Annotated in this window: 21 protein-coding genes and 1 pseudogene; 10 read left to right on the top strand and 12 right to left on the bottom strand. The window is 67.1% G+C overall.

What is annotated here, in order from left to right:
* The first annotated feature begins 29 nt into the window (after positions 1-29).
* Together CFB41_RS29945 and CFB41_RS39005 are read left to right on the top strand one after the other, a co-directional pair.
* Positions 30-1,145 carry a succinylglutamate desuccinylase/aspartoacylase family protein gene (locus CFB41_RS29945; RefSeq protein WP_089459088.1) on the top strand — a complete coding sequence of 372 codons (1,116 nt, stop codon included), beginning with the start codon at positions 30-32 and terminating at the stop codon, positions 1,143-1,145.
* A gap of 251 nt (positions 1,146-1,396) precedes the next feature.
* Positions 1,397-1,528: pseudogene (locus CFB41_RS39005) on the top strand (DUF1016 domain-containing protein); the annotation flags it as partial.
* On the opposite strand, the gene CFB41_RS29940 reads toward CFB41_RS39005, so the two are convergent.
* Positions 1,529-2,317, bottom strand: a complete 789-nt coding sequence (locus tag CFB41_RS29940) for an IclR family transcriptional regulator (protein ID WP_089459087.1) — start codon at positions 2,315-2,317, stop codon at positions 1,529-1,531. It lies immediately after the preceding pseudogene.
* A 228-nt stretch (positions 2,318-2,545) separates the two neighbouring features.
* Between CFB41_RS29940 and pcaF the strand changes: the two genes are divergently transcribed.
* Positions 2,546-3,748 carry a 3-oxoadipyl-CoA thiolase gene (gene pcaF / locus CFB41_RS29935; RefSeq protein WP_089441529.1) on the top strand — a complete coding sequence of 401 codons (1,203 nt, stop codon included), beginning with the start codon at positions 2,546-2,548 and terminating at the stop codon, positions 3,746-3,748.
* 91 nt (positions 3,749-3,839) lie between these two features.
* Here the strand turns inward: pcaF and CFB41_RS29930 are convergent, their stop codons facing one another.
* The 3 genes from CFB41_RS29930 to CFB41_RS29920 all read right to left on the bottom strand — a co-directional run bounded on the left by CFB41_RS29930 (position 3,840) and on the right by CFB41_RS29920 (position 5,864).
* Positions 3,840-4,340, bottom strand: coding sequence for a DUF523 domain-containing protein (locus tag CFB41_RS29930; protein WP_373558634.1), 501 nt, complete (start codon positions 4,338-4,340; stop codon positions 3,840-3,842).
* A gap of 109 nt (positions 4,341-4,449) precedes the next feature.
* Positions 4,450-5,010, bottom strand: a complete 561-nt coding sequence (locus CFB41_RS29925; RefSeq protein ID WP_089459085.1) for a GNAT family N-acetyltransferase — start codon at positions 5,008-5,010, stop codon at positions 4,450-4,452.
* A complete protein-coding gene (locus tag CFB41_RS29920; protein WP_089459084.1) occupies positions 5,007-5,864 on the bottom strand; it encodes a class I SAM-dependent methyltransferase in 858 nt (285 codons plus the stop codon). Before CFB41_RS29920 ends, CFB41_RS29925 begins: the two co-directional genes overlap by 4 nt.
* Before the next feature lie 323 nt (positions 5,865-6,187).
* Between CFB41_RS29920 and CFB41_RS29915 the strand changes: the two genes are divergently transcribed.
* Both CFB41_RS29915 and CFB41_RS29910 read left to right on the top strand, forming a co-directional pair.
* Complete coding sequence (locus CFB41_RS29915; RefSeq protein WP_089459083.1) at positions 6,188-7,732, top strand: PAS domain-containing methyl-accepting chemotaxis protein; 1,545 nt, start codon at positions 6,188-6,190, stop codon at positions 7,730-7,732.
* Positions 7,733-8,145: 413 nt separating this feature from the next.
* Positions 8,146-9,690 carry a PAS domain-containing methyl-accepting chemotaxis protein gene (locus CFB41_RS29910; protein ID WP_089459082.1) on the top strand — a complete coding sequence of 515 codons (1,545 nt, stop codon included), beginning with the start codon at positions 8,146-8,148 and terminating at the stop codon, positions 9,688-9,690.
* A gap of 119 nt (positions 9,691-9,809) precedes the next feature.
* On the opposite strand, the gene gabD is transcribed toward CFB41_RS29910, so the two are convergent.
* The gene (gabD, locus tag CFB41_RS29905) at positions 9,810-11,279 is read right to left on the bottom strand and encodes an NADP-dependent succinate-semialdehyde dehydrogenase (protein ID WP_021156413.1); all 1,470 of its coding nucleotides are present in this window, start codon (positions 11,277-11,279) and stop codon (positions 9,810-9,812) included.
* Between the two features lie 92 nt (positions 11,280-11,371).
* Positions 11,372-12,655, bottom strand: a complete 1,284-nt coding sequence (locus CFB41_RS29900; RefSeq protein ID WP_089429225.1) for a 4-aminobutyrate--2-oxoglutarate transaminase — start codon at positions 12,653-12,655, stop codon at positions 11,372-11,374.
* A gap of 125 nt (positions 12,656-12,780) precedes the next feature.
* On the opposite strand from CFB41_RS29900, the gene CFB41_RS29895 reads away from it, so the two are divergent.
* A complete protein-coding gene (locus CFB41_RS29895; protein WP_089459081.1) occupies positions 12,781-14,292 on the top strand; it encodes a PLP-dependent aminotransferase family protein in 1,512 nt (503 codons plus the stop codon).
* Between the two features lie 118 nt (positions 14,293-14,410).
* On the opposite strand, the gene CFB41_RS29890 is transcribed toward CFB41_RS29895, so the two are convergent.
* The 3 genes from CFB41_RS29890 to CFB41_RS29880 are packed head-to-tail and all read right to left on the bottom strand — an operon-like array spanning position 14,411 to position 17,643.
* Positions 14,411-15,943 (bottom strand): SLC13 family permease, encoded by a 1,533-nt coding sequence (locus tag CFB41_RS29890; protein WP_089459080.1) that lies wholly within the window; start codon positions 15,941-15,943, stop codon positions 14,411-14,413.
* Between the two features lie 30 nt (positions 15,944-15,973).
* Entirely contained in the window at positions 15,974-16,747 is a 774-nt protein-coding gene (locus tag CFB41_RS29885; protein WP_089459079.1) for an IclR family transcriptional regulator, read from the bottom strand.
* Positions 16,744-17,643: an N-formylglutamate amidohydrolase gene (locus tag CFB41_RS29880; RefSeq protein ID WP_089459078.1), complete on the bottom strand. Its 900-nt coding sequence runs from the start codon at positions 17,641-17,643 to the stop codon at positions 16,744-16,746. The genes CFB41_RS29885 and CFB41_RS29880 overlap by 4 nt, the downstream gene beginning before the upstream one ends.
* A gap of 349 nt (positions 17,644-17,992) precedes the next feature.
* On the opposite strand from CFB41_RS29880, the gene CFB41_RS29875 reads away from it, so the two are divergent.
* On the top strand, positions 17,993-19,096 hold the full coding sequence (locus tag CFB41_RS29875; RefSeq protein WP_179250244.1) for a porin: 1,104 nt from the start codon (positions 17,993-17,995) through the stop codon (positions 19,094-19,096).
* A 35-nt stretch (positions 19,097-19,131) separates the two neighbouring features.
* On the opposite strand, the gene CFB41_RS29870 is transcribed toward CFB41_RS29875, so the two are convergent.
* Entirely contained in the window at positions 19,132-19,968 is an 837-nt protein-coding gene (locus CFB41_RS29870; RefSeq protein WP_089459076.1) for a DMT family transporter, read from the bottom strand.
* A 115-nt stretch (positions 19,969-20,083) separates the two neighbouring features.
* On the opposite strand from CFB41_RS29870, the gene selD reads away from it, so the two are divergent.
* The 3 genes from selD (at position 20,084) to CFB41_RS29855 (ending at position 23,138) form a co-directional block, all read left to right on the top strand.
* Positions 20,084-21,148, top strand: coding sequence for a selenide, water dikinase SelD (gene selD / locus CFB41_RS29865; RefSeq protein WP_076841442.1), 1,065 nt, complete (start codon positions 20,084-20,086; stop codon positions 21,146-21,148).
* Positions 21,149-21,220: 72 nt separating this feature from the next.
* Positions 21,221-21,811, top strand: coding sequence for a LysE family translocator (locus tag CFB41_RS29860; protein WP_089459075.1), 591 nt, complete (start codon positions 21,221-21,223; stop codon positions 21,809-21,811).
* A 247-nt stretch (positions 21,812-22,058) separates the two neighbouring features.
* Positions 22,059-23,138, top strand: a complete 1,080-nt coding sequence (locus CFB41_RS29855) for a purine nucleoside permease (protein WP_089441541.1) — start codon at positions 22,059-22,061, stop codon at positions 23,136-23,138.
* 219 nt (positions 23,139-23,357) lie between these two features.
* On the opposite strand, the gene CFB41_RS29850 is transcribed toward CFB41_RS29855, so the two are convergent.
* Both CFB41_RS29850 and ceoR read right to left on the bottom strand, forming a co-directional pair.
* The gene (locus CFB41_RS29850; RefSeq protein ID WP_089459074.1) at positions 23,358-23,651 is read right to left on the bottom strand and encodes a DUF4148 domain-containing protein; all 294 of its coding nucleotides are present in this window, start codon (positions 23,649-23,651) and stop codon (positions 23,358-23,360) included.
* 407 nt (positions 23,652-24,058) lie between these two features.
* Positions 24,059-25,063 carry a putative multidrug efflux transcriptional regulator CeoR gene (ceoR, locus tag CFB41_RS29845; protein ID WP_089441543.1) on the bottom strand — a complete coding sequence of 335 codons (1,005 nt, stop codon included), beginning with the start codon at positions 25,061-25,063 and terminating at the stop codon, positions 24,059-24,061.
* Between the last annotated feature and the right edge of the window lie 22 nt (positions 25,064-25,085).

Raw genomic sequence — 25,085 nt, 5'->3', positions numbered from 1 at the left:
CTTCGTTTTCATTTCGTTCGGGACCACCGATGCAGATTCGCACCACGCCGCTCCTGTCGCCGTCGATCGGCACGCAGCGCACGCTGACGAGCTTTCATTTCGGGCCGGCCGACACCGGCCGCAAGATCTACCTGCAGGCCGCGCTGCACGCGGACGAGACGCCCGCGATGCTCGCGGCGTTCGTGCTGAAGCAGCGTCTCGCGCAGCTCGATGCCGACGGCCGGCTCGCAGCCGAGATCGTGCTCGTGCCGGTCGCCAATCCGGTCGGTCTCAATCATCATCTGCTCGGGCAGTTCATCGGCCGTTTCGATCTGGCGAGCGGCCGCAACTTCAATCGCGGCTTCCTGCCGCTCGCGGAGATCGCGGCGCATGCGCGCGACCGGCTCGGCGACGACGGCGAGCGCAATCGCGCGATCGTGCGCGAGTGCGTCGGCGCGGCGCTCGACGAGATCACGCCGCGCACGGAGTTCGACGCGCTGCAGCTCACGCTGCTGAAGCTGTCGCTCGACGCCGATGTGGTGATCGACCTGCATTGTTCGCTCGAAGCGGTGATGCATGTGTACACGAGCGAGACCGCATGGCCGGAAGTCGAGCCGCTCGCGCGTTATCTCGGCTCGGAGGTGTCGCTGCTCGCCGAGGATTCGGGCGGGCACGCGTTCGACGATGCGCATCACCTCCTGTGGTCGCAATTGCGGCAGCACTTGCCGGCGGGCACGCCGATGGCGGCCGGCACCGTGGCCGTGACGGTCGAGTGCCGCGGCCAGCGCGACGTGACGTACGACTATGCCGAACGCGATGCCGATGCGCTCGTCGACTATCTCGTCTGGCGCGGTGCGGTGCAGGGCGAACCCAAGCCGCTGCCGCCGCTCGCCGCGCCGGCCACGCCGCTCGCAGGCAGCGAGCAGTTCCATGCGCCGGTGAGCGGGATACTCGTGCACCGCGCGGCGATCGGCGCGACGATCCGCGCCGGCGATCCGCTGTTCGATATCGTCGATCCGCTGACGGACGCGATCACGACGATTTCGAGCGGCACCGACGGCGTGTTCTACATGCGCCGCGCGATTCGGTTCGTCACGGCGGGCGCACCGCTCGGCCGCGTGACGGGCACGGTGCCGGTGCGCAAGGGGATGTTGCTCGGCGCGTGAGCGGCGCAGTGTCCTACCCGTGTGCGACGCGGTTTCGTTCTTGTCAAATTGACCGCGGTTCCGTGCGTCACTAAATTGTGCGGCGCGGAGTTCGCTCCGTGTTCCGTGAGAAGAACGTTGTAACCAAGTGGAGTTGATACGGGCAGCCCTGGGCTGCCCGTTTTTTTGCGGTGCGCCTACGGCAACGCGCTGTGGCGAAGGTCGTGAAACAGGTCGTAGACGAGCGTGCATGCTGTTCGGCAGCGATGTCAATTCGCCAGACAGTGTCTGGCGAATCTTCCCCGGCACTGGTACGCCCGAGGCGACTCGACGAACTGGCGCAGTGCTTCACGCTGCCGTGGTCGGCCTATGTGCGGCTGCTGTCGGTCAAGGACGACCAGGCCTCACCCCCGCCGCGCCACCAGCTCCGACACCGTCTGCGCGGCCTGCTGCAGTGGCCCGAGAAACTCCTTCACCATCTGCTTCGCGGTATGCCGCTGCGCGTTGCCGCTGATGTTCATCGCCGCGATGATCTGCCCGCGCCGGTTGCGGATCGGCGCGGACAACGACATCAGCCCCACTTCGAGCTCCTGGTCGACCACTGCCCAGCCCTGCTGGCGTACCTGCGCGATCGCCGCCTTCAGTTCGCCGAGGTCGGTGATCGTGCGCGGCGTATGCGCGCGGATGCCGCTTTGCGCGAGCGTCTCGTCGAGCTCGGCGTCGTCGAGCGCGGACAGCAGCACACGGCCCATCGACGTGCAGTACGCGGGCAGCCGGCTGCCGATCGACAGGTTGATCGTCATGATCTTGCGGGTCGGCACGCGCAGCACGTAGACGATCTCGGTGCGGTCGAGCACGGCCGCCGAGCAGCTTTCGTGGATCTGCGCGGACAGTTGTTCCATCACGGGATCGGCGAGATTCCAGAACGGCATCGACGTCAGGTACGCGAAACCGAGTTCGAGGATCTTCGGCGTGAGCCGGAACAGCCGGCCGTCGGCCTCGACGTAGCCGAGCGTCTGCAGCGTGAGCAGGATCCGGCGCGCGCCCGCGCGCGTGAGCCCGGTGGCCGAGGCGACCTCGGTGAGCGTCTGCTCCGGGCGCGCCGCGTCGAACGCGCGGATCACCGCAAGGCCGCGCGCGAACGACTGGACATAGGAGTCGCCGGGTTTCGTCTGAATGTCTTCGGTTGTCATGAGCGCCTGGAATATCGTGCAGCCGAGAAGATAGCGCACGGGGCCCGGCACGCCAACCGCGCGGCGGACCGCGCGCTTGACAGGTCGTCCCCGCACTCCCTATGATGCGTTGAACGTTCGATACACGATCTTATGTTCGTATACAGAACATTTAAGCGCATCCCGACGGGCAATGCAAGGGGCGCGCCCTGTTCATTCCCCCAGCCTGTCCTGGGACCGGAGACACTGATGACCGAAGCTTTTTTGTGTGATGCGATCCGTACGCCGATCGGGCGTTACGGCGGTGCACTGTCCGGCGTGCGCGCCGACGATCTGGGCGCGGTGCCGCTCAAGGCGCTCGTCGAGCGCAACCGCGACGTCGACTGGACGGCGATCGACGACGTGATCTACGGCTGCGCGAACCAGGCCGGTGAGGACAACCGCAACGTCGCGCGCATGTCGGCGCTGCTCGCAGGGCTGCCGCAGGGCGTGCCGGGTTCGACGATCAACCGCCTGTGCGGTTCCGGGATGGATGCGGTCGGCGTGGCCGCGCGTGCGATCAAGTCCGGCGAGGCCGCGCTGATGGTCGCGGGCGGCGTCGAGAGCATGACGCGCGCGCCGTTCGTGATGGGCAAGGCCGCGAGCGCGTTCGCGCGCCAGGCCGACATCTACGATACGACGATCGGCTGGCGCTTCGTCAATCCGCTGATGAAACAGCTGCACGGCGTCGATTCGATGCCGGAGACGGCCGAGAACGTCGCGGTCGACTACGACATCAGCCGCGCCGACCAGGACCTGTTCGCGCTGCGCAGCCAGCAGAAGGCCGCGCGCGCGCAGCAGGACGGTACGCTGGCCGAGGAAATCGTCGCGGTCACGATCGCGCAGAAGAAGGGCGATCCGCTGGTCGTGTCGCGCGACGAGCATCCGCGCGAGACGTCGCTCGAAACGCTGGCGAAGCTGAAGGGCGTCGTGCGCCCGGACGGCTCGGTGACGGCCGGCAATGCGTCGGGCGTCAACGACGGCGCCGCCGCGCTGCTGCTCGCGAACGAGGAAACCGCGAAGCGCTTCGGCCTGACGCCGCGCGCCCGCGTGCTCGGGATCGCGACGGCCGGCGTCGCGCCGCGCGTGATGGGCATCGGCCCCGCGCCGGCCACGCAGAAGCTGCTCGCCCGGCTCGGGATGACGATCGACCAGTTCGACGTGATCGAGCTGAACGAGGCATTCGCGTCGCAAGGTCTCGCGGTGCTGCGCATGCTCGGCGTGGCCGACGACGATCCGCGCGTGAACCCGAACGGCGGCGCGATCGCACTGGGCCATCCGCTCGGCGCGTCGGGCGCGCGTCTCGTGACCACCGCGATGTATCAGCTGCATCGCACGAACGGCCGCTTTGCGCTGTGCACGATGTGTATCGGCGTCGGCCAGGGCATCGCGATCGCGATCGAGCGCGTCTGACCTACGTCACACGGCGAAGCGGCAGCGCACGCGCCGCTTCGTCCAATTCGAATGGATGCGCGGCACGAGGTTCTCGTGCCGCGCATCGTCGTTAACCGGCCTGCGACAACTCCTTGAGGCGCGCATCGAGCGCGTCGATCTCGGTGTCCGCGAACACTTCGATGCCATGTTCGCGCAGCAACGCCGCCGTGACACCGGCGCCCGCGTGCCGCCGGTTCTCGAAACTCCCGTCATAAATGAACGTGCTGCCGCACGACGGACTGCCGTCGGCGAGGATCGCGAAGCGGCAATCGTGCGCGCGCGCAAGGGCCAGCGCGGTGTGCGCGCCGGATACGAACGGCGCCGTCACGTCGGTGCCGTTCACGTCGACGATGCGCGCGGCGCCTGCCAGCACCCGCTGCCCCGATTCGCCGTTGGCGATTTCGGCGGGCGGGCGCGGCACGCTGAAGCCGCCGGCCAGTTCGGGGCAGACGGGCACGAGGCGCCCTTCGCGCTGCCACCGTTCGAGCGCCTCGTGCGCGGCGGTCCTGGCCGAGCCGTTGTAACGGACCGGATGACCGATCACGCACAGGCTGACGAGGATTTTCGGCATGGCTTGCGGCTGCGCTTCGTTCTGCAATTTCGCTCTCCGTGATGCGGTGATAGCCGATGGCGGCCGTGGCAAAGCGGGAAAGTCCACGCTTCACCCGTGCGCCGGTGCGTCAGGCCGTCGGTCCTTCCAGATGAATGTCTTCCGGTTCGAGCGCGTACAGCGTCGGATCAGGCGACGCGCTGACCGTGAAGCCGAGCCGCAGGTAGAAGTCGATCGTGTTCCGCGACGGCGTCGCGGACACATACAGGCGCGCAGCGCCCATCGCGCGTGCCTGCTCGCGGGCCGCGCGGTAGAGCTGCTGGCCGAGCCCGCAGCCGCGCCAGTCGTGGCTCACGTGCAGGAACTTCAACTGCAGCATGTCGCCGTGCGGGCCGAGCGGCTGGCTGTCGACGAAGACCGCCGCGACGAGCCGCGCGCCGTCGAACATGCCGAGACACCAGCCGCCGCGATCGTGGCAGTCGAGCAGGATCGGCGTGTAGTGGTCGGCTTCGCCGTCGGGCCAGCCCGCGACGTCATAAAAATCGGGAACGAGATGCAGCGCGCCGCCGCGCAGTACGTACAGGTGCTCGATGATCTCGCGCCGGTCGATGGTCCACACGAGCGGCACGTCGTCGCGCGTGAGCAGGCGGGCGGACAGCGCGTCGCGTTCGGCGGCGGTGCGGCGCGTCATGCGGCCTCCCGATGCGCGGCGATCGCATACATCAGCGGCAGGCGCGGCATGTGATCGGGCGGCACCATCCGGCGGCCGTCCAGCTCGCGCATGCCGTCGAAGCCCTTCCAGCCGTTCGCGTACGGATATTCGGTCAGGCGGTCGATCGCGAGCCCGGCCGATACGAGTGCGTTCACGACTTCGCCGATGCCCCACATGAACTCGTAGCTCGGATGCGGGTTCGCGAAATCGACGACGCCCGGATGGTCGTGCTGCGCGCCGAGCCCCGTGCCGGATGCGGCCACGTAATCGCCGACGCCTGCCGGCTCCTCGGTCGCATCGCCTTTGAAATAGTCGTAGTGCGGCTTCCAGTGTTCGTCGAAATACAGCGCGAACGGATGGAACTCGACCATCGCGAAACGGCCGCCGGGCGCGAGCAGCGCGGCGATCCCGCGGGCCCACGCGTTCAGGTCGGACAGCCAGCAGATCGCGCCATACGACGTGAACACGCGATCGAAGCGTTCGCCGCGCGCGGCGGCCTCGGGCATCCAGTCGAGCACGTCGGCGCGCTCGAAGCGTGCGGGCAGGCCCGCGTCGGCCGACAGTTGCCGTGCGAAGGCGATCGCTTCGTCGGAGATGTCGACGCCCGTCGCGTCCGCGCCGTCGCGCACGAGGCTCAGCGTGTCCTGCCCCGCGTTGCACTGCAGGTGCAGCAGCCGCAGCCCGCTGACGTCGCCGAGCAGTTCGCGTTCTTCCGGGAAGAGCGTCGAGCCGCCTGCGCGGAAAAATGCGGCCTGATCGCCTTTATGACTGTTATGCGCGACTGTCGCCGTATTCCAGGACAGCCGATTCAGTTCGTGCAATGCCTTTTTCATCGAATTCGAATACCGATTGAATGGAGCAGGATAGACGGAATCGTTTCGCCGCGTGCAACGGCCGGCGGCGTCGGCGTGCCGTGCGGCCAGGCTGGGCGGTGCGGCGTGATATGTGGATGAACGCGCGCAGCGAATATTGCCGGATTATTTGATCGAAATCATGGCGGCCGCCGAATTGAATATTTTATGCGATCAAAGGGTAAGGTTTTTCCCCAATATGCCGACAGTAAGTGAAGACCGTCGTAAAGCGATAAACCGTTTTTCGGCTACTGAGCGTGAAGTCAGCGCGACGCGGACGTCAGATCCGCTTTTCGGAGCCTTGCATGCGCAACAACCAGCCCGTTACCCAACAGGAATTCGATTTTCCCGACGACGTCACGCTGATGTCGACGACCGACGCAGACAGCATCATCACGTACGCCAACACGACGTTCGCGCAGGTGAGCGGCTTCACGAACGAGGAACTCGTCGGCCAGCCGCACAACGCGGTGCGCCACCCGGACATGCCGCGCGAAGCGTTTGCCGACATGTGGGCGACGCTCAGGCGCGGCGAGCCCTGGACCGCGCTGGTGAAGAACCGCCGCAAGAACGGCGACCACTACTGGGTGCGTGCGAACGCGATTCCGGTGATGCGAAACGGCGAGCCGCAAGGCTACATGTCGGTGCGGACGAAGGCGCCGCACGACGAGTCCGCGGCCGCCGACGCGCTGTATCGCGCGTTCCGCGAAGGCAAGGCCGGCCAGCGCCGGTTCCACAAGGGGCTGGTGATTCGTACGGGGCTGCTGCGCATCGCGTCGCTGTCGCAGACGATGTCGGTGCGCGCGCGCGTGCACTCGGCGCTGTGCGTGCTCGCGCCGGCGGTCGTTGGCGCGGGCTGGGCATGCGGGCTGGCGGGCGGCGGGCTCGCGGCGTTTGCCGGCGTGACGGTCGGCGTGGCGGCGGCGGCCGGCCTGTGGCTCGATGCGCAGATCGTGCGTCCGCTGAAGCGGCTGCACGACCAGGCGCTGAACGTCGCGACCGGCGAAAGCCGGCGCGGCGTGCGGATGAACCGTGTCGACGAGATCGGCATGACGCTGCGCACGATCAACCAGCTCGGTTTGATGTTCCGCTGGCTCGTCGACGACGTCAGCGAGCAGGTGCACAACGTGCAGCGCGCGAGCAACGAGATCGCGCAGGGCAACAACGACCTGAGCGCGCGCACCGAGCAGGCGGCGTCGAGCGTGCAGGAGACGGCCGCGTCGATGGCCGAGATGACGGCGACCGTCGACAGCAACGCGGAGACCGCGCTGCAGGCGAACCGGCTCGCGATGTCGGCGAGCGAGGCGGCGGGGCGCGGCGGGCAGGCGGTGGGCGAGGTTGTCACGACGATGAGCGACATCACGGCCAGCTCGCGCAAGATCGCCGACATCATCGGCGTGATCGACGGCATCGCGTTCCAGACCAACATTCTTGCGCTGAACGCGGCGGTGGAAGCGGCACGCGCGGGCGAACAGGGGCGCGGCTTCGCGGTGGTCGCGGGTGAAGTGCGGGCACTCGCGCAGCGCAGCGCGAATGCGGCGAAGGAGATCAAGACGCTGATCGGCGCGAGCGTCGAGCGCGTCGAATCGGGCGCACGGCGCGTGGACGAGGCGGGCAAGACGATGGAGGATATCGTCGCGCAGGTGAAGCGCGTGTCGGACCTGATCGCGGAGATCAGCTCGTCGACGGCCGAGCAGAGCACGGGGGTTGCGCAGGTCGACCAGGCGGTCGTGCATCTGGACAACATCACGCAGCAGAACGCGGCGCTGGTCGAGCAGAGCACGGCGGCGTCGGAGAGCCTGAAGCAGCAAGCGACGCGGCTGGTGGATGCGGTGAACGTGTTCCGGTGATCGTCGAGGCGCGCATGTGATGTGCGCGCCAAATCAAACCATCCGGGTTGACGCGCGCAATGCGCGTTCAGATTTTTCGATTCATTGAAAATGCGGAAAACGAGAAATATTCGTATTCAGGATTTCACGTTTTTGATTTGGATCAATTCAGGCGAATTACGTTGAATCGTCAGATGAATATCCGCCAAACCGTTGCCAGTCATGGTGTTTAGTTTCATCCATAAACAATGTTTTCGGTAAAAACAAGATAATGCTTTTCTAATGCATATTTTCCCGAATACACCATAATGTTTTCGTGGAATTTGCCGAAAGCGCAGGGGTAAGACCAACGTGCATGCGGACAGGCCGTCATGCGCGGCGTCTCGAATCAATCGACAAGCGGACGCAAGATCCGTTACCCGGAGCCCCACACCATGCGCAACAACCAGCCCGTCACGCAACGCGAATTCGATTTTCCCGATGACGCGACCCTGATGTCGACCACCGACGCGAACAGCTACATCACCTACGCGAACGCGGCCTTCATCCAGGTCAGCGGATTTTCCCCCGAAGAGATCGAAGGCCAGCCGCACAACGTCGTGCGCCACCCGGACATGCCGAAGGAGGCGTTCGCCGACATGTGGGCGACGCTCAAGGGCGGCGAGCCGTGGACCGCGCTCGTGAAGAACCGCCGCAAGAACGGCGATCACTACTGGGTGCGCGCGAATGCGATTCCGGTGATGCGTAACGGCCAGCCGAAGGGCTACATGTCGGTGCGCACGAGGGCGACGCGCGACGAGATCGCGGCCGCGGAGGCGCTCTACAAGGAATTCCGTGAAGGGCACGCCGGCAACCGGCATTTTCACAAGGGGCTGATCGTCCGCAAGGGCGTGGCCGGATTCACGTCGCTGTTCCAGACGATGTCGGTGCGCGCGCGGCTCCATGCGTCGCTGTGCGTGCTCGCGCCGGTCGTGGTGGCCGGCGGCTGGGCGTGCGGGCTGGCCGGCGGCGGGCTCGCGGCATTTGCCGGTGTGACGGCCGGCGCGGCGGCTGCCGCGGCGCTGTGGCTCGATGCACAGATTGCGCGCCCGCTGATGCAGTTGCGCGACGAGGCGCTGCGCGTGGCGACCGGCGAAAGCCGCAGCGGCGTGCGGATGAACCGTGTCGACGAAATCGGGATGACGCTGCGCACGATCAACCAGCTCGGCCTGATGTTCCGCTGGCTCGTCGACGACGTCAGCGAACAGGTGTTGAACGTGCAGCGCGCGAGCAACGAGATCGCGCAGGGCAACAACGACCTGAGCGCGCGCACCGAGCAGGCGTCGACGAGCGTGCAGCAGACGGCCGCGTCGATGGCCGAGATGACGGCGACCGTGTCGAGCAATGCGGAGACGGCGCTGCAGGCGAACCAGTTGTCGGTATCGGCGAGCGACGCGGCCGAGCGCGGCGGGCAGGCGGTGAGCGAGGTGGTCGCGACGATGAACGACATCACGGCCAGCTCGCGGAAGATCTCGGACATCATCGGCGTGATCGACGGCATCGCGTTCCAGACCAACATCCTTGCGCTGAACGCCGCGGTGGAGGCGGCGCGGGCCGGCGATCAGGGGCGCGGTTTCGCGGTGGTTGCGGGCGAGGTGCGGGCGCTTGCGCAACGCAGCGCGAATGCGGCGAAGGAGATCAAGACGCTGATCGGCGCGAGTGTCGAGCGGGTCGAATCGGGCGCACGGATCGTCGATGGCGCGGGCAAGACGATGGAGGACATCGTCACGCAGGTGAAGCGCGTGTCGGATTTGATCGCGGAGATCAGCTCGTCAACGGCCGAGCAGAGCACCGGGGTTGCGCAGGTCGACCAGGCAGTCGTGCACCTGGACAACATTACGCAGCAGAACGCGGCGCTGGTCGAGCAGAGCACGGCGGCGTCGGAGAGCCTGAAGCAGCAGGCGACGCGGCTGGTGGAGGCGGTGAACGTGTTTCGGTGATGAGCGGTGGAAGAAGTGACGCGGGCACGACGGAGAGAGAGGGACGCCGGCCCGCGTCGGACCGCCCGGTTCCGGCCGGGCGGTCAGGGCCTGTCGCCGGAGCGCCAGGCCCCGAACCGTTAGACGGCGAGGCAGAGGTACTTGATCACGACGTAGTCGTCGATGCCGTAGTGCGAGCCTTCGCGGCCGAGGCCCGACTGCTTCACGCCACCGAACGGCGCGACCTCGTTCGAGATCAGGCCCGTGTTCACGCCGACCATCCCGTATTCGAGCGCTTCGGCAACCTTCCACACGCGGCCGATGTCGCGGCTGTAGAAGTACGCGGCCAGGCCGAACTCGGTGTCGTTCGCGAGGCGGATCACTTCGTCGTCGCTGCCGAACTTGAACAGCGGCGCGAGCGGCCCGAACGTCTCTTCCTTCGCGACCTTCATCGCCGGCGTGACACCCGTCAGCACGGTCGGCTCGAAGAAGCCATGGCCGAGCGCGTGGCGCTTGCCGCCCGTCACGACGGTCGCGCCCTTCGCGAGCGCGTCCTCGATGTGCGCCTCGACCTTCAGCACTGCGGCTTCGTTGATCAGCGGACCTTGCGTGACGCCCGGCTCCGTGCCGCGCCCCACCTTCAGCTGGCCGACCGCTGCCGCGAGCTTCTGCGCGAACTGGTCGTACACGGCTTCATGCACGTAGAAACGGTTCGTGCACACGCAGGTCTGGCCGCTGTTGCGGTACTTCGATGCGATCGCGCCCTGCACGGCCGCATCGAGATCCGCATCGTCGAACACGATGAACGGTGCGTTGCCGCCGAGCTCCAGCGACACCTTCTTGACCGTCGCCGCGCATTGCGACATCAGCAGGCGGCCGACCGGCGTCGAGCCAGTGAACGACAGCTTGCGCACGATCGGGTTCGACGTCAGTTCGCCGCCGATCGCCTTCGGGTCGCCCGTGACGACGCTGAACACGCCCGCCGGCACGCCCGCGCGCTCGGCCAGCACGGCCATCGCGAGCGCCGAGAACGGCGTCGCTTCAGCCGGCTTCACGACGATCGGGCAGCCTGCGGCAAGCGCCGGGCCGACCTTGCGCGTGATCATCGCCGCCGGGAAGTTCCACGGCGTGATCGCCGCGCACACGCCGATCGCTTCCTTCGTCACGACGATGCGCTTGTCGCTCGCCGGCGTCGGGATCGTGTCGCCGTACACGCGCTTGCCTTCTTCCGCGAACCACTCGAGGAACGAGGCGGCATAGCCGATCTCGCCCTTCGCTTCGGCCAGCGACTTGCCCTGCTCGGTGGTCAGGATCAACGCGAGATCGTCGGCGTTTTCCATCATCAGGTCGTGCCACTTGCGCAGGACGACCGCACGTTCCTTCGCGGTCTTCTTGCGCCACGCCGGCCAGGCGGCGTTCGCGGCTTCGATCGCGTGACGCGTCTCGGCCGTGCCCATCGCCGGCACCGTGCCGAGCAGGCCGCCCGTCGCCGGATTGCGGACTTCGAACGTCTCGCCGTTCGTCGCGCCTTGCCATTCCCCGTTGACGTACGCCTGCTGGCGGAACAACGACGGGTCTTTCAGTGCCAGGGTTTCCTGAACCGTGCTCATATGAATCACCTGCTTCGAAAAGGACGGATGAAACGGCCGCCGCCGTCATGAAGACGGCGGCGGCGCATTCAGTGGATGAAGTCGACGGACACTCAGGCCGGCACGCCGACCGTTTCCTTCAGCACTTCCTCGAGGATCACGAGCGCTTCGTCGAACACGGCTTGCGGGATCGTCAGCGGGAACAGGAAGCGCACGACGTTCGAGTACACGCCGCACACGAGCAGCAGCAGGCCGCGCTCGAGCGCACGCGCCTGCACGCGCTTCGTGAATTCCGCATCCGGCTCGCCCGAGCCCGGCTTCAGGAACTCGACCGCGATCATCGCGCCCGGGCCGCGCACGTCGGCGATCTGCGGCACGTCGGCCTGCAGGGCGTTCAGCTTCGCCTTCAGCACGTCGCCGAGTTGCGTCGCGCGCTCGCACAGCTTCTCTTCGTCGATGATCTCGAGCACCGCGTGCGCCGACGCGACGGCCAGCGGGTTGCCCGCGTACGTGCCGCCCAGGCCGCCGGGCGCTGCCGCGTCCATCACGTCCGCACGGCCGACGACGCCCGACAGCGGCATGCCGCCGGCGAGGCTCTTCGCCATCGTGATCAGGTCGGCCAGCACGTCGTAGTGCTGCATCGCGAACAGCTTGCCGGTACGCGCGAAGCCCGTCTGCACTTCGTCGGCGATCAGTAGGATGCCGTGCTCGTTACAGATCTTGCGCAGTGCGCGCACGAATTCGGCCGGCGCCGGGTTGAAGCCGCCTTCGCCCTGGACCGGTTCGAAGATGATCGCGGCGACGCGCTTCGGATCGATGTCGGCCTTGAACAGCATCTCGATCGCCTTGATCGAGTCGGCGGTCGTCACGCCGTGCACGGCGTTCGGGTACGGGGCGTGGAACACATCGCCCGGGAACGGGCCGAAGTTCAGCTTGTACGGGGCGACCTTGCCGGTCAGCGCCATGCCCATCATCGTGCGGCCGTGGAAGCCGCCCGAGAACGCGATGACGCCCGGACGGCCGGTCGCTGCGCGCGCGATCTTGATCGCGTTCTCGACGGCTTCCGCGCCGGTCGTGAAGAACGCGGTCTTCTTCGGGAAATCGCCCGGCGCGCGGTCGTTGATCTTTTCAGCCAGCTCGACGTACGACGCGTACGGGACGATCTGGTACGCGGTGTGCGTGAAGTTGTTCAGCTGATCCGCGATCGCCTTGACGATCTTCGGGTGGCGGTGGCCGGTGTTCAGCACCGCGATGCCGGCGGCGAAATCGATGAAGCGGCGGCCTTCGACATCCCACAGTTCCGCGTTCTCGGCGCGGGCTGCGTAGAAATCGCACATCACGCCAACGCCGCGCGGGGTGGCGGCGTTCTTGCGGGCCTGCAGGTCGGCATTCTTCACGGTCATCTCCTTGATGTTCTTTCCGGTGAGTAGAAATCGGGCGCTTCGACCGCCCATGGAGGCGACTATAATCACATTTGGCTCTGGCAATCAGAGCCATTTCAATAAATATTCAGGAGCCAATCATGCGCGCGAGCGTGTTGTCGGACTGGCTGGCGCAGCGCCTCGTGCGCGGCGGCGAACAGCCGATCTACCGGCAGCTTCACCGGCTGCTGCAACAGGCGATCCTGTCGCGCGAACTGCCGGCCGGCACGCGCGTGCCGTCGTCGCGGCTCCTGGCCGCCGAGCTCGGGATCGCGCGCAACACGGTCACGCAGGTTTACGAGCAGCTTGCACTCGAAGGCTACGTGAACTCGGCGACCGGCCGCGGCACGTTCGTCGCCGACAGCGCGCCGGACGAGATCGTCGGCGCGCCGACCGACGCGGCCGCCGCGCGCCCGGCGCTCGTGCAGCCGTCCGCGCGGCGGTTGTCCGCGCGCGGCACGCGGCTCGTCGAAGGCGCCGGCGTGTCGAAGCGGCAGGGCGGCGCGTTCATGCCGGGCGTGCCCGATGTGTCGCGATTTCCGGCGCGCGTGTGGACGCGGCTGCACAACAAGTACTGGCGGCGCCTGCGCCCCGACCTGCTGACCTACGCGCCGGGCGGCGGGCTCGCGCTGTTGCGCGAGGCGCTGGCCGACTACCTGCGCACGTCGCGCTCGGTGCGCTGCACGCCCGAGCAGATCGTGATCACGACCGGTATCCACCAGTCGATCGACCTGGCGGTGCGGCTCTTGACCGACCCGGGCGACGCGATCTGGACCGAGGATCCGTGCTACTGGGGCGTGCGCAGCGTGCTGAACGTGTCGGGGCTGACGACGCGGCCGATCCCGGTCGACGACGAAGGGATCGCGCCATCGGCCGCCGATCTCGCCGAGCCGCCGAAGCTGATGCTGGTCACGCCGTCGCACCAGTATCCGCTCGGGATGGTGATGAGCCTCGCGCGGCGGCGGATGCTGCTCGAATACGCGCGCCAGCACGGCTGCTGGATCATCGAGGACGACTACGACAGCGAATTCCGCTACGGCAGCCGGCCGCTCGCGTCGCTGCAGGGTCTCGATACGGCCGGGCAGGTGATCTATGTCGGCAGCTTCGGCAAGACGCTGTTCCCGGGGCTGCGGGTCGGCTACCTGGTCGCACCGGAGCCGCTCGCGGAAAGTTTCGCGACCGCCAGCGCCGAGCTGTATCGCGAAGGTCAGTTGCTGCAGCAGGCGGTGCTGGCCGAATTCATCGCGGAAGGGCACTTCGTGTCGCATATCCGCAAGATGCGCACGTTATATGGGCAGCGCCGCGAGGTGCTGCTCGATGCGGTCGCGCAGCGCTATGGCGACACGCTGCACGCGCTCGGCAGCGATGCGGGGCTGCATCTGGTCACGCAGTTGCCGAACGGCGTCGACGATCGCGCGGTCGCGCAGGCCGCGCTCGAACGCAATATCGTCGTGCGGCCGTTGTCGGGGTATTACGCGGATCGCGAACGGGCGGCGTCGGGGTTGCTGCTCGGCTATGCGTGCGTGCCGGAGGACGAGATCGCGACCGCGTTCGCGACGCTCGCCGAGGCGATCGACGAGCGGGCGTTTGGTCGGGTGGTCGAGGTGGCTTGAGCGGTGTATTCGACGGCGGTATCGCGTGGCGATGCCCGCCGTGGCCATCGATACCGGACGGCGGCGTGCGCTGCGCACCACGAAGAGCACGCGCGTTGTGCAGACCCTGCCGTGAACCTCAATACCCGATCCACACCGCGAACGTCAGCACGACGCACGACAGCGCCAGCAGCGTCAGGAACAGCGGCAGCACGAAGCGGATCCACGCACCGAAATCGACGCGTGCGGTAGCCAGATACGCGAGCAGCATCCCGGACGTCGGCGTGACGAGGTTCGTCAGCCCGCCGCCGAGTACGAACGCGAGCACCGACGTCTGGCCGCTCACGCCGGAGAGCTGCGCGATCGGCCCGATGATCGGCATGCTGACCGCGGCCTTGCCCGACACCGACGGAATGAACACGTCGAGCACCATCTGCACTCCCATCAGCCCGTTCGCGACCCACACCGGCGACTGCCCGTCCGCGAGTCGCGTGAAGAAGTGGATCAGCGTGTCGAGCACGAGGCTGTTCTGCAGCAGCAGTTCGACGGACGCGGCGAGCCCCATCAACAGCGCGGCGAGGATCATGTTCTTCATCCCGTCGACGAACGCGTCCGCCGCACTGCGCGAATCGAGCCCGCCGATCACGGCCGTCACGATGCTCACGAACGTATAGAACGCCGCCAGCTCGACGTTGCCCCACTTCAGTTCGCGCGTGCCGTAGATCAGCATCGCGACCGCCGCGGCGAACACGGCCAGCGTCGCCTTGTGGCGCAACGACAGCTTCGCGGTTGTGTGTGCGGCATGGCCGGCGGCGGTCTGCCCGGCGCGATAGCCGGTGCTGCGCACGTAGCGCAGCAGGTACAGGATGCCGATCGTCAGGAAGACGACGAACACGGCCGCGCGCAACGCGACGCCGCTGAACAGCGGCACGCCGACGAGCGGCTGCGCGACGGCCAGCGCGAGCGGGTTCGTCACCGACGCGATATAGCCGATCTTCGCGGCGAGCGCGACCAGTGCGACCGCGAACAGGTCGGAGAGACCCAGGCGCCGCGCGATCACGACCACCATCGGAATGATCACGAGGTACTCGGAGATGAAGCCGAGCAGCGTGCTGCCGAGCCCGATCAGGATCATCAGCATCGGTGTCAGCAGGTACGCATTGTTGCCGGTGAGCTGCAGCAGCCGGTCGATGCCCGCGTCGACCACGCCGGTGCGGCGCATCACGCCGAACATCCCGCCGACGAACATCACCATCACGATCAGCGGCGCGTTCTTCAGCAATCCTTCCGGTATCGCGACGAATGCCGAGACGAGGCTCGCGGGCATCGCATGCGTGGGCGTGCTGTGGCTGACCGCCGGTGCAACGAGCGTCGTGAGCGCGGTGGCCTTCGGCACCACGTGATAGGTGCCCGGCACGACGAGCCGGCCGTTGCGCTCGAAGCGGCCGGAATCGACGCTCCACGTGAGCGCGATCGCGACGGCCAGCACCCACAGCATCATCACGACCGGATGCAGCATCTTGCCGTGCGGATGCGGCGCGCGGCCGGCGTGGGCCGATGCGTCGCCGGGCGCATTGCCGGCCGCGTCGTGGGTCGCTGCGTCAGCCGGTGCCGCGAGCGGGGTGGCGTCGGCGGCGCGTGCGCCGGCAGGGTTCGGAGAAGAGGCGGTCATCGGATCCTCGTCGGAGAAGGAAGCGGGCCGTCAGGCCGGTTGCAGCGCGGCGCGCGCCGGGACGTAGCCGAGTTCGGCGGAAATCGCGAGGCTGCACGCCTGCAGTCGTTCGAGATAGTCGGGAATGTCGGCGTGGCTCACGCGCGCCTCGGGCCCCGTCACGCTGACTGATGCGACTGTCGCCCCCGTCAGGTCGCGCACCGGCACCGCGATCCCGACCGCGCCGGGCGTCACCTCGCCGCTGCTCACCGCGTAGCCTTTGCGCGCGACCGCGTCGAGTTCGCCGGCGAGCTTCGCCGGATCGTCGGCGTGCCCGTTTCGGCGCAGTTGCGCGAGATAGTCGTCGCGCACCGCGTCGGGCGCGAACGCGAGCAGCACCTTGCCCGATGCGCCGAAATTGATCGGCCGGCGGTTGCCGACCGCGCCGACGGTGCGCACCGTGTGCGTCGTTTCGCAGCGCGCGACGCACACGGATTCGAGCCCTTCACGCACGCGCAGCACGATGGTCTCGTTGATCGCCTGGTTGAGCGCGAGCATGTGCCGGTGCGCGGCGCGCACGAGCGCGTTCTGCTGCGACGCGGCCACGCCGATCACGAACGCCTGCGGGCCGAGCGCATAGGTGGACGTGCGCGGATCCTGCACGACGAAGCGGTGCAGTTCGAGCGTGCACAGCATCCGGTACGTGCGCGACTTGTTGATGCCGAGCTGCGACGCGAGCTCGGTCACGCCGAGGTTCGGATGCTCGGCCACGTAGGTCAGCAGCTTCAGTGCGCTGTCGACGGCGTCGACGATGTAGGTCGTCATGCGGTGTCTCCCTGCGGCGCGATGCGCGCGCGGACGTAATCGGCGAGTGCGTCGAGATACGCGTCGACCGAGCGCTTCAGCGTGGCGAAGCCCGCGTGTTTCGCGAACGCGGCCTCATCCATGTACAGCGCGCGGTTGAATTCGATCTGGATGCTGTGGCGCTGCCGCGCGGGATCGGCGAGCGCGGTCAGCAGGTCGCCGCCCTGGTACGGGTCGTTGACCTGCACGCGATAGCCGGCGTCGGCGAACCATTGCGCGGTCCACGTGGTGAAGGCCGGGTCGGCGGTCGTCCCGCGTCGATCGCTGACGACGACGTCCGGCCGCCATGCGCCGGCGTCGACGTTCATCGCGTTGCCGCGCGACTTCATCGAATGGCAGTCGATATGCCACAGCGCGCCGTGCGCGGCGTGCAGCGGCTCGGCGATGCCGGCGAGCGCGTGGCGGTACGGCAGGTAGTACGCGTCGATCCGGTGGCGTACTGCCTCGAGCGTCAGCTTGCGGTCGTACAGCGGCACGCCGGGCAGCGCGTCGCGCCGGATCAGCCCCATCCCGCGCTGCGTGTACGGCTGAGGCGACAGCGGCTCGGGCCACGGCTCGGCGAGCAGCGTTGCGTCGATGTCGGTTTCCGCGCGGTTCGGATCGATGTACGCGCGCGGAAACGTCGCGCCGAGCAACGTGCCGCCGCGCGCGGGCGTGCCGGCCCACAGTTCGTCGACGTACGCGTCCCACGTCGTGCGGATCGCGTCATCGGGCGCAACGGTGGCGAAGTCCGGCGGATACGCGATGCCGCTGTGCGGCGAATCGACGACGATCGGCAGGGCCGGCACCGTCGGCGTCGCGACGAAATACGCAGGCGATGCGCCGGCAGTCGCGTTGTTGCAATTAAACGTCAGCATGGGGATCAGGTTCTTTACCTAGTTTCTCGAAGCGTCTCGTGCGTTTGTTTTAAACATTAAAACAGCGTATCAATATTTCACAACGACTGAAAATCGCGGTCAAGGGCTTTTTACGATGCCGGGATTGCGTGTCGTGATCGGGCTGGAATGACCGTGTTTATTGGACTTGTTTCATTCCTTGAAACGCCTGTGGATTCAGAGGTATTCGACTCCCATGTGAGATTTTTGACATCGCTTGACGCTTTAAATCGCCGAATTCGACAATTAGTAAGACGATGTTTTATTCAATAAAACACGCGTCGAGCGAAATAAATCGCTCCCCATGTTCAATCGATAAAAGGGGTCGGAGATGAAGCGAAAAGGAATGGCGGTCGCGCTGGCGGGACTCGCAACGGTGGCGGGCGCGATGCACGCGCATGCACAGTCGAGCGTGACGCTGTACGGCGTGGTCGATTCGGGGATCACGTATACCAACAACCAGAACGGCCACGCCGCGTGGCAGGCGACCGGCGGCAACGAGCAGGGCACGCGCTTCGGGCTGCTCGGCAAGGAAGACCTCGGCGGCGGCACGCGCGCGGTGTTCCGGCTCGAGAACGGCTTCAACATCGAGAGCGGCGCCGCGAGCCAGGGCGGCCGGCTGTTCGGGCGCCGCGCGTACGTCGGGCTGGAAAACGACCGCTGGGGCACGCTGACGATGGGTCGCCAGTACAACGCGGCGCAGGAAGTGCTGGAGCCGCTGCAGATCGGCGCGACCACCGCGCTCACGCAGTACGCGCTACACCCGTTCGACACCGACGACCTGAACAACACGTTCCGCACCAACAATTCGGTGCAGTACCAGACGCCCACCTGGTACGGCTTGCGCGCGGTCGGCCTGTACGGCTTCTCGAATTCGACGTCGTTCGCGCAAAACCGTGTGTGGAGCCTCGGCACGAGCTACGAGAACGGGCCGCTGCAACTCGGCGCGGCCTACGTGCGCGTCGATCATCCGGCGCTCGACACCACCGGCGCGGCGGCATCCGACAACTACTACACGTTCATCAAGGGCGTGACGCGCCAGCAGATCTGGGGCGCGGGCGGCGCGTATGCATGGGGCGCCGCGACGTTCGGGGTGCTGTACACGAGCTCGCTGTTCAACCTGCAGACGGGCGGCGCGATGCGCTTCAACAACTACGAGGGCAGCGTGCGCTACCTGATGACGCCCGCATTGCAATTCGCGCTTGGCGAAACCTACACGCAGGTGCTCGCGTCGCAGGGGCCGAAGCCGAGTTCGCACTACCTGCAGACGAGCGTCGGTGCGCAGTATTTCCTGTCGAAGCGCACCGATATCTACGTAAACGCGTTCTACCAGCGTGCGTCGTCGAACACGGTGGCCGCGATCGAAGGCATCTCGAATCCGTCGAGCACGCGCACGCAGATCGTCGCGGTGACGGGCATCCGCCACAAGTTCTGACGCGGCGGCGGGCCGCGGGCGGGCGCTGGTTCTGCTTACAGCCGGATCAGCGCCGCGCCCGCCACCACCAGCGCGCATGCGGCGAGCCGCTGCGCGCCGGGCCGCTCGCGCATCACGAGCCAGCCGATCGCGACCGCGAAGATCGAGCTCGTTTCGCGCAGCGCCGACACCGTTCCGACCGGCAAGTACCGGTACGCGAGGATCACGATCCCGTACGCCGCGAGCGAGATCGTGCCGGCGATCGCGCCCTGCGTGAGCGCGGTGCGCGAGCCGAGCACCGCGCGCGGGCCGCCCCGCACCGCGCAGACCAGCACGAACTGCGGCACGCTCCACAGCACGTACACCCACGCGATGTAGCCGAGCGAGCTGCCGGACACGCGCGAGCCGATGCCGTCGCAGATCGAATACGCGGCGATGAACACGCCCGTGAGCAGCGCAAACGGCACGCCTTCGCCGGAGAACCGGAAGCCGCGCCGCAGCGCGAGCGACATGATGCCGAACGACACGAGCGCGATGCCCGCGAAGCCGAACGGCGTCGGCCGCTCGTGCAGCATCGCGAGCGCGAGTACCGACACGAGCAGCGGAGAAATCCCGCGTGCGATCGGGTAGATCTGTCCGAATTCGCCGCTGCGATATGCGCGCGCCAGCGTGAAGCAGTACGCGACCTCGAGCACGGCCGACCCGGCGATGGTCGGCCATGCGGCGGGCGCCGGGGCGGGCAGCAGCGCGGCGCCGGCGACGCCGAACACGAAATACGGCAGCGACATCGTGCCGAGCTGGACGAGCCGGTCTTCGCTCACGTGGAGGAAGGCATTCCAGATCGCGTGCAGCAACGCGGAGCACAGCACGAGGCCGATGAAGAGGTGGTCCATGGACGAAGCGGCGGACAGGGGCGGGAGCGGAGGCGGCGCGATCATTATGTGGGTATCGGGCGCACTCGCAAGGAATTGTCGATAATGGCGTGTTGTTATTCACCGGATGCCGACCATGACCGAAGCCACCCAAGCCCAGCCTGCCGTTCCGCGCCTCACGAGCCTGTCACATGGCGGCGGCTGCGGCTGCAAGATCGCGCCGGGCGTGCTGTCCGAGCTGCTGAAGCGCGCGACGCCGCCCGCGCTGTTCCCGGATCTGCTGGTCGGCACCGAGACCTCCGACGACGCGGCCGTCTACCGCCTCAACGACGAACAGGCGATCGTCGCGACCACCGACTTCTTCATGCCGATCGTCGACGATCCGTTCGACTTCGGCCGCATCGCCGCGACCAACGCGCTGTCCGACGTCTACGCGATGGGCGGCAAGCCGATCCTCGCGCTCGCGCTGGTCGGCATGCCGATCAACGTGCTGCCGCACGAAACGATCGCGGCCGTGCTGCGCGGCGGCGAATCCGTGTGCGCGGACGCCGGCATCCCGGTCGCGGGCGGCCATTCGATCGATTCGGTCGAGCCGATCTACGGGCTCGCGGCAATCGGCGTCGTGCATCCGTCGCGTGTGAAACGTAATGCGGCCGCGCGCGCGGGCGACGTGCTCGTGCTCGGCAAGCCGCTCGGCGTCGGCGTGTTGTCCGCCGCGCTGAAGAAGAACCAGCTCGATGCCGACGGCTATGCGCAGATGGTCGCGACGACCACCAAGCTGAACCGGCCGGGCGCCGAACTCGCCGCGCTGCCGGGCGTGCATGCGCTGACCGACGTGACGGGCTTCGGGCTGCTCGGCCACACGCTCGAGCTGGCGCGCGGCGCGCACCTCACCGCGCGCGTGCACTATGCGTCGCTGCCGTGGCTCGCGGGCGTCGAGGCGTTCGTCGCCGATGGCGTGTTTACCGGCGCATCGGGCCGCAACTGGGCCGCGTATGGCGCGGACGTGCAACTGGCCGCCACGCTGCCGCCCGTCGCGCAGGCGCTGCTGACCGATCCGCAGACGTCGGGCGGCCTGCTGGTCGCATGCGCACCGGAGGCCGTCGACGACGTGCTCGCGTGCTTCCGTGCCGACGGCTTCGACCGCGCGGGCGTGATCGGCGAGATGGTGGACGGGCCCGCACGCGTCGACGTCGCGTGACGCTCAAGCGCCACACAGGATTTTTTTGCGGTCGCTAGAATCGATGCCTTCCATCGAAGGCATCGACGACCGATGAACGACTTCCTGTTCGGGCTGATGATCGCGCTGTCGGTCGGGCCTGTCGCGCTGATGATCGCGAACTACGGGATGCGCGCCGGCACCGCAAGCGGCGTGCGCGCGGCGGTGGGTGTCGCGACGGCCGACGGCTGCTATGCGGTCGTCGCATTCACGCTTGGCGCGATGCTCGCGAGCACGCTCGCCGCCCATCTGTCGCTGTTTCGGCTGGTCGGCGCGCTCGTGCTGCTCGCAATGGGCGCGCGGATGCTGTGGCAGGCACTGGGGGATCGCCGCCGTACGCTCGACGGTGATGCACGGCCACCAGGCAGCCGCCCGTTTTCATCGATGTTCTTCGTCACGCTGGCGAACCCGCTCACGATCCTGTTGTTTTATGGCTATGCAACGGCTGCCGCCGGTGCGCATCGAAACTGGCTGCTGGGTGCCGCGTGCGTGTTTGCCGGCAGCCTCGCGGGGCAGCTCGTGTTCGCATTCGGCGGCAGCGTGATCGGCCGGATCGTGAAGTCGCCGGCGCTGCTCGCGGCGAGCCATGTGGTCGCCGCGCTTGTCGTGCTGAGTTACGGGGTGGCGGGGCTGGCGCGGTTGTAGCGGTTCGCCGGGTTACGCGCGTGCCAGTGCGATTGACGTGTCGGAGTCGATCAACCGGATAGTAATCCTGATGGTGTGTCGACGCGCGGAGACCATTTCCTTCGTCATTCCCGCGCGTAGCGGACCCGCACCGACGCACCGTCGCCGTTTCGTAGTCGGGTTCCGCATCGGGCACGCGCGTTCTATACTCCGACGCGCAGTCTACGAGAGCCGTTCTCACCCAACATCATCGAAACAAGGAACGCCGATGCTGACTCGCTCCATTCTTTCCGCCGCTGCATTCTCGCTCGCAGCCTGTGCGACCGCGCCGTCGATCGCGCAGGACAACCAGGGCAACAACGCGGGCAACAATGCATTCGCCGAGACCGGTGCACAGGGCCGCCCGGTCAAGGTCATGATCATCACGATGTTCGGTCCGGAGGGCCAGGCCTGGCTCGACCGGCTCGGCCCGTGGCGCGACATCGCCGTACCCGGCCTGTCGCCCGATTATCCGAACGTGCATTGCAACAAGCAGGACGTGTGCGTGGTCACGACCGGCATGGGCTATGCGAACGCGTCGGCGACGATCATGGCGCTCACGTTCTCGCAGCGCTTCGATCTGCGCCGCACGTACTTCCTGATCTCCGGCATCGCGGGTGTCGACCCCGCGCAAGGCACGGTCGGTTCGGCCGCGTGGTCGAAATACCTCGTCGATTTCAGCCTGCAGTGGGAGCTCGATGCACGCGAGATTCCGGCCGGCTGGAATACGGGCTTCCTCGGCATCAACACGAAGAGCCCGAACGACAAGCCGCCGCTCGACTATCGCACCGAGGTGTTCCAGCTCAACCCGCAGCTGACCGACGCCGCGGTCGCGCTGTCGCGCAACGTCGTGCTCGCCGACAGCGCGCAGGCGCAGGCCGCACGCGCGAAGTTCAACTACGCGCCGGCGAACCGGCCGCCGACGGTGATCCAGTGCGACACGTCATCGGGCAACACGTGGTTCTCGGGCACGCTGATCGGCGAGCGCGCGCGCCAGTGGACGAAGATCCTGACCGACGGCAAGGGCACGTACTGCATGACCGCGCAGGAAGACAACGCGACGTATGAAGCGCTCAAGCGCGCGGCGAGCGTGAAGCGGGTCGACCTGTCGCGCGTCGCGGTGCTGCGCACCGGATCCGATTTCGACCGGCCGTATGCAGGGCAGACGAGTGCCGACAACCTGCTGAACTACGCGGACCAGGGCGGCTTCGCCCCGGCGACCGAAAACCTGTATCGCGCGGGCAATCCGCTCGTGCAGGACATCGTGACGCACTGGGGCGAATGGCGCGACGGCGTGCCGCGCCGCTAAGTACCGGCCGACGACTCAGCCGCGATCAATGCGAATGCGGGGCCGAACGGAACGGCGTCCACACCGGCGTGGTGTCGTCCCAGTGATCGAGCGGCGAAGGGAGTTGATCGTTCATCATGTTCTCCTGCAACTAACTATCTAGCTGACTGACTCGGCGAGTCGTCGATGGCGGGCTCGAAACGCCGCGCGCGGGGTAACCCGTTGCGCGGCGTTGCGCGTTTACCGGCCCCCGCCGGCGAGCTGGTTGCTTTCCGGCAACGAGCGATACGGGCCTTGCACCAGTTCGAGCCCTTGCGGATACGAGTTGGCCTTGCGCAGGTACGCGAGCGTGCCGTCCTTGCGAGCCTGCTCGACTTCCGCGCTCACTTCGGCGCGCGTGCGCGGGCCGTTGTGTTGCGAGTACCACGACGTGTTGCCGTAGTCGCCGGCATGCGCGGTGCCGGAATCGGCGAACGCCGGGGCGGACACGGCGAGCGTGAGGGCGAGGGCGGAGAGAAGATGGCGGCGGTTCATGGCGAGACTCCTAGAATGTCGGAGCTGGCGCTGAGCGCTTACTCCGGTCCCATCAAACGGGATCTGTTCGATACGCAACGAGGTGCGCGACAGGGTTTACTCTAGGTATCTGTTCCGTCGCGATAAATGCGGCAGATGCGAATTGAATTGTCGTGTCAGTGGAACAATCGCCATCCGTACACCCGGCAGGGTTATGCGGAAATCGCTAGAACCCGCTTGCAGCGGGCCTCGCACGGGAGCGGCGACGGCGCGCGGCGACGCAGGCGGACGATTGCGTCGCACGGCACAAAGGTTTGCTGCGGATTCGGGAAGGATCGGGTGCGCCGGGCGGGAAATGGGGCGCGGAGGCGGGACGACACGCGGGCGGGGCAGCCCGCGTGTGCGGTTCAGTTGCTCAGTTCAGTCGCTTACGCAACCCACTCGTTGATGACCGGCGTGTCGAGCGCGGGCGCGCGTTCGGCTTCCTCGAACGTGCGCTTGCTGCACGTCGCGTCGAGGCTGCCCTTGCCGCTCAGCAGCGGGCAGCGGTCGAACACCTCGGCGATCCAGTCGACGAACACGCGCACCTTCGGCGACAGATGGCGGCTGTGCGGATACACGACCGAGATCGGCATCGGCAGCGGCTTGACGCCCGGCAGCACTTCCTTGAGCCGGCCTTCGCGCAGATGCGGCAGCACCATGAAGAGCGGCGGCTGGATCAGCCCGAAGCCTTCGATCCCGCAGGTCACGTAGGCATCCGCGTCGTTCACCGACACGATGCCTTCCATCTTCATCTCGACTTCCTTGCCGTCGGTCAGGAACGTCCAGTCGATCGTGCGGCCGGTGCGGCTCGAGAAGTAGTTGACGGCCTTGTGCTGGCTCAGGTCGTCGATCGTCTGCGGCTCGCCGTGGCGCTCGAGATAGTCGGGCGACGCGACCGTCACGCATTCGAACAGGCCGACCCGGCGCGCGACGAGCGACGAGTCCTGCAGCGCGCCGACGCGGATCACGCAATCGACCCCTTCCTGCAGCAGGTCGACCGGCCGGTCGGACAGGCCGAGCTGCAGGTCGATGTCCGGATAGCGCGTATGAAATTCGCACAGCGACGGAATCACGAGCAGCCGCCCGATCGAACCGGGCATGTCGATACGCAACTTTCCGTGCGGCTTCCGGTTGTTCGCCTGGAAGCTCGCCTCGGTTTCCTCGACGTCCGCGAGGATCCGCACGCATCGTTCGTAGTACGCGGCGCCGTCCGGCGTGAGCGACAGCCGGCGCGTGGTCCGGTGCATCAGCCGCACACCGAGGAACGCTTCGAGATTCTGGATGATCGTCGTGACGGACGCTCGCGGCAAGCTGAGCGTTTCTGCTGCCTTGGTGAAGCTGCTTGTATCGACGACGCGAGTAAACACCTGCATGGCCTGAAGCCGGTCCATCACAACCTCCGCAATCTAATGA

This window comes from Burkholderia sp. AU33803 (assembly GCF_002223095.1).
In the GTDB taxonomy this organism is placed as follows: domain Bacteria; phylum Pseudomonadota; class Gammaproteobacteria; order Burkholderiales; family Burkholderiaceae; genus Burkholderia.
This window is presented reverse-complemented; position numbering and strand designations above follow the sequence as displayed.